Origin of the sequence: Endozoicomonas sp. ONNA1 (assembly GCF_024606325.1) — a bacterium.
Classification (GTDB): Bacteria; Pseudomonadota; Gammaproteobacteria; order Pseudomonadales; family Endozoicomonadaceae; genus Endozoicomonas_A.
Map to the genome: position 1 here is coordinate 1 of NZ_JAHHPN010000848.1, position 4,934 is coordinate 4,934.

Sequence of the window (4,934 nt, forward strand, 5' to 3'; positions counted from 1 at the left end):
GATATAGCTCGCTCTGGCCGGAGCCTGATCAGGATACGTGGTGGTAAAGGATTTACAACAGAAGGCACTTAATAATCTGTTAGCACACAGCAAACCCGTCGGATATATTGTACACATTGAGGATGATACACAGGCATATCCTGTGCCTGCGGGTTATCCAAAGTTGGAAGTGGTAGAGGCCCCGGGAGAGATTATTGTTTTCCGTGGTCAGATACCGAATCCGGGCGATGTCGCTTTTGTAGAAAGACTCTTTACACTCGACGAAGAAGCTGTCATTGATGACTCTCCTTTTCCAGTGATAGCAAAGGTTAATAAAAACAAAGTCAAAAGCTATCAGTACACCCTTCGTAGCAGGCAGATGGCGCTGCTGGAGGAGTTGGCTGCACAGCCCAATGCAGAACCCGACCCTCATAAACTGATGAAGCTTGCGGACTATGAATACCTCCAACAGGCATTGAGCAGTGCAATTCCAGATCGAGCAGATGAATTTCAGTTCTCATCTGCAAATATCAAAGTCGCTGCAAGGATCATCACGCCAAACTGGATGGAGGCCCAATTCGTAAAACACTTCAGCTTCAAACCAAAACTTAGAGATTTTCTGACTAATGGGTATTTTGTTCAGAAACTTATGCCTCTTTTACCCTCAGTGATGGTCGGGGCCTTTGACAGAGACGAAACGTTTGCAACCAAAATCATGGACGACATGACCAGACAACTGATTGAGGTGGAAAACAAGCTGAAAGAACTACAGAAAGAGGAAATCAGGCTCATCCGGTTTAAATATGCGTTGCAGCACGAATTGGATAGAGCCGATGCCAGCGAGCACATGAAACCGGAAGTACAAGAACGCTATCGGAAAGTTGAGGATAAACTTGCAGAGATTCTTGTTAAGCAGAAAGGTCAGAGAGACCTGCAAGAGAAAATGATGCAGGAAGTCGAGCGAACTGCTCTGCTGGAACAACAACTTCGTAATTCCAGAAAACAAGTCAAAAAAATTCACATTACTCAACTGGCAAAGGAGCTTGGTATTGATGACTGGGATGATACCCAGCCACAAGAAAAGCAAGCCAGACGTCTCTTGGAGAAAATGAATGATATGTGCAAAGCAGTTATCGTGGCACTTACCGCAACAGGACAACCTGACGAAGAAGCTGTAAAAACAAAAGTGCCGATGATTGAAAGCCAGCCCGGTCAACAACGTACTCAACGACAAAGCATCAGCACAGAGACGGAAAAAATAGATAAAATCAAAGCCTGCTTTGCAATCACTGCTTCACATTTAAACCTCAAGACATTTGATGGCAATGCAGATATTAAGACTCAGCAAAAAGTTCTGCTTCAGAGAGTCAGGGCACTGGATGCTCATAGACAGACAATCATGGCGCTGAATGATCGTCAACATCAACCGCTTCAAAGACTTCTCACAAAGAACATTCAAGACGGAGAAATGAAGGTTCAGGATTTACAGGCAAAATTTGTTAAAAGCGGTCTTGATGAAGCTGAAATCAGACTCATGCAAGCTACTGTGGCAACAATTTATGGTACCGCACCGGACCCGGACAGCACACCAGAGTCTCGCAGAGAATTCATGGAAACTATCCAGTTCAATATCAGGAAACTTGAAGTTCTGGAAGATGAACTGGAACTTATCAGAACACCTGTCCACTCAGCCGGGCCTGAAGTGCTTGATAAACTCAGTGCCGTGGAAAAAGTCTTGGGCATGCCCAGTAACGAGTACGATGTGTATTACCGTCGTCAGGCCATTGCTGAGGTAATGCAGTCACACATCACAGCCGCACAGCGCGCAGAAAAAGAGATCCTGGAATTACTGAAGGGCTCAGAGAAAACACTCGAAATTGAAGTCAATAAAGGCGATAACAAAGTAACAAGACTTAGCAAGGTTCACAGGACACTGCTCGAAGATGATATCCCGGAAAACAAACTGGATGAGATAGGAAATAACCTCTTTAAACCAGGCAGCATAACTCTGAGTGCAGACAAGCAAGAAAAAATTAATCTGCTTAGTACACATTTTAGAGGTCATATCTTAAACGAGTTTGAGTCCCCCTTAAGACTACAGAAAAGGTTACTTCAAGCTATAGAGACCGGACTGAAGATTGACAAGAATGAAAACGTTGCTGCCAAAGAAAGAAGCAGGGATTTCATTGCTAAACTGGCCTGGAATCTAAAAGTAGAATTAAAAAAAGATACCAGTCTTAATGAACAGAAGGATGCTCTGAAAGAAAAAATTTGGGCATTAATGGATGATTTATACGAACACAATGTCGATGAAGCTATCAAAAGAGATATAAACAATAAAATTGCTCACCAACTCGAGATTGGGGACTATCAGGATGATGCCCCCATGGAGGATCAGCTCAGTGACATCGCAGCAAAACTCATAGGTTTGGCAGAACAAGTAAACGAAGCGGGTCACCCCAATGTCAACGAACGTATCGCAGCCATTGATGCTGAGCTTGACAGGCAACTCGCTCGTCTGGGGCGTAAACCTCGATACGTTCTTGAGCGTGAGGTCGCCAGAGCCAGACAAGCAGTAAGAGAAGCTGAAGATAAGTCGGAAGCGGTCTATCGCAAACTAGATGATGTTTATCACAAAAAGGGGCCTGTTTCTGCTGACGTCGACCCTGTCACGGGTGAAGACATGATAGCGCCTGATCGGGTAGTGAAAAAAATTCAAACCAGCCTGGGTCTGACACTGGGTGATGAGCAAACCACTGGAGACCGAATAGACGACATCAACACCATCGTTCATGGTTGGGATGAAGTCGATGAAGTTGATCAAACAGCGGGGGGCGAACTGCCTCAAACCAGGAAAAAGTACGCTGATGTCACAGAATTCCTGCGTGAGAACGACTGGAAAAGTGTAGAAGTGACCAATAGACGGCAAGAAGAGTGGAACGCACAAAAGTTTCTCGATCGTAAAAAACTGGAGATTGAAGATATTGGTAACACAGATGAGAAGACTAAAACCAAACGTAAGCAGGAAATCGCCAGACTGGGTTTAATCCTGAAGCGAAGAAGTGAAGCTTTATCAAAAGCAAAAGACGCTCTGACGGATTATCATAAAACCTTTCTTGACGTCGCTGAAGATGCTGTTGGCATTGAACCAGACCCTTCTGATACCTATAAAGACCGGATCAAGACCCTGAGAAACAAACGTCTGGAGCTGGGCGGGAATGATGGAAAGGGTGGCAAGATCCGGCAACTGGTTCAGGAAAAGGCCCGACTTGAAGCTGAGCTTGAGACCATAAAAGCAGACATCGGGAGAATGAAGGAAGTCCTGAAGGCTGCCGAAGAAGCCGTCGAAAATGACGGCGCCCCATTCCAGTACACGCCCGGACAGGCAAAAATACGGGCGGATTTGCATGCTTACATTCAGGGGGAATCTCTCAGGAAACAAGCTCTTGAAGCCGCAATAGGTCTGGCAGAATCAGCAGTAAAAAGCGGTAAGACAATCCCCTGCCTGTCAACTTTCGATTTTGACGATGAATTTGCACCGATTCGCTTGAAGGTATTGGCCGGAAACGATCTGACGCTTGATCAGGCCACCCGGATTGTCGAAGTCCTCAAAAATCTGAAGGCAACATTCACATCAGAGTCTTCAGAAAACCAGACTCTGAACCCTCTGGAAGAAATTCAGAAGCTGGCCTTCCGGGCGAAGATTCACATCGGAACCGGGACACAAGAGTACGACGATGAAATCCACGGTATGGGCGCAGCAGCTATTCACTTCGTCGAGCATGAACAAGGGGATCTGAAAAGCTTCCCGGAATACTTCGCTACTCACTCTGCCAGTGGTAACAAGATCATCACTCTATTGCGTGAAGGTCAGATCAGCCAGGTTGAACTTGAACACTACATGAAAGCCGTCAGAGGTGTCGACGGTTATCAGACAGTGGATGAATTTGAGCACTTTCTTGGTTATAAACACGGCGTCAAGGTGCCTGATTTCAGGCAGGTTGTCCTGATGCTGCCGGACGAGGGTATTGAGGAGTTTGTACAGGATACTTTTACTCCTGTGACCGTGGCCACCTCTGCCCCGGCAGGTATGCAGGAATCAGTTGCCGGCATGAAAGAGTTCGCAGCTGCTGTCATTGCCAACTATGTTCTTGACGATCTTGCCTTTGAAAACGGTCGCAGGACGGCAGCATTCCTTACCAATGTTCAGGATACCCTGACACCCTACTCCCATGCTGCCGGAATATTTGAATCAGAACTGATCCAGACTATCCATGGCATATTGATGCAGGTTCATGTTGCCGCTGTTGAGCAACAGCTCAATGAAAACTGGGTCAAACCTTCAGCCTCCCTGATACAGGCGGCAACCTGGTACTTCACCCACTACAAACCGCTACTGGTGAGCCACAGCGCCCCGGAGGCTGCCAAATTGTCCCTCTCAAGCATGGCTTTCCTCTATCTTCTGGATCTGACCAACCGGGGCGATTACACGCACAGGATGCTCACACCTTTCCAGCACTGGTTGGAACGCTGCAGTGCTGACCTTGACCGAACCGGCCAATATATCTACCACAGCGGCATTGAAAAAGTCTCTGAAGTGGGTGGGCTGGCAATGCCATTGGGCAAAGCTGCTTCCTCAGTCATCCTGCTGAAAACCAACTCTTTACTGTTTGCCAGACAATACAACGCCAACCCCTGTAGGTATCGCAACCTTTTCCGCCTGGTTCCTGAAATAGTGAAATCCATGGGTTCCGGACAGGGGATTCAGATACCCCTGCTTTACAGGATCACACCTGAAAAAGTGAAAACACTGGCCTCTGTCACAGCCGGCCTCGTGCTGGGTCCGGTTGCTACTGCCGGATCATACATCCACGGACTTGTATACGGATTTACCTACGCGCAAACCTTCGGATTGGCCCTGGCGTCGAGTCTCACTTTCGACTTTTTCATGAACG

The 4,934-nt window shown here is 46.9% G+C and carries 1 protein-coding gene; it reads left to right on the forward strand.

Annotated elements, in window-relative coordinates; genetic code table 11:
• Nucleotides 1-40: 40 nt before the first annotated feature.
• Nucleotides 41-4,934, forward strand: a 4,894-nt coding sequence (locus tag KDK19_RS19915) for a hypothetical protein (RefSeq protein ID WP_257292711.1), incomplete at its 3' end; no start/stop codon positions are given.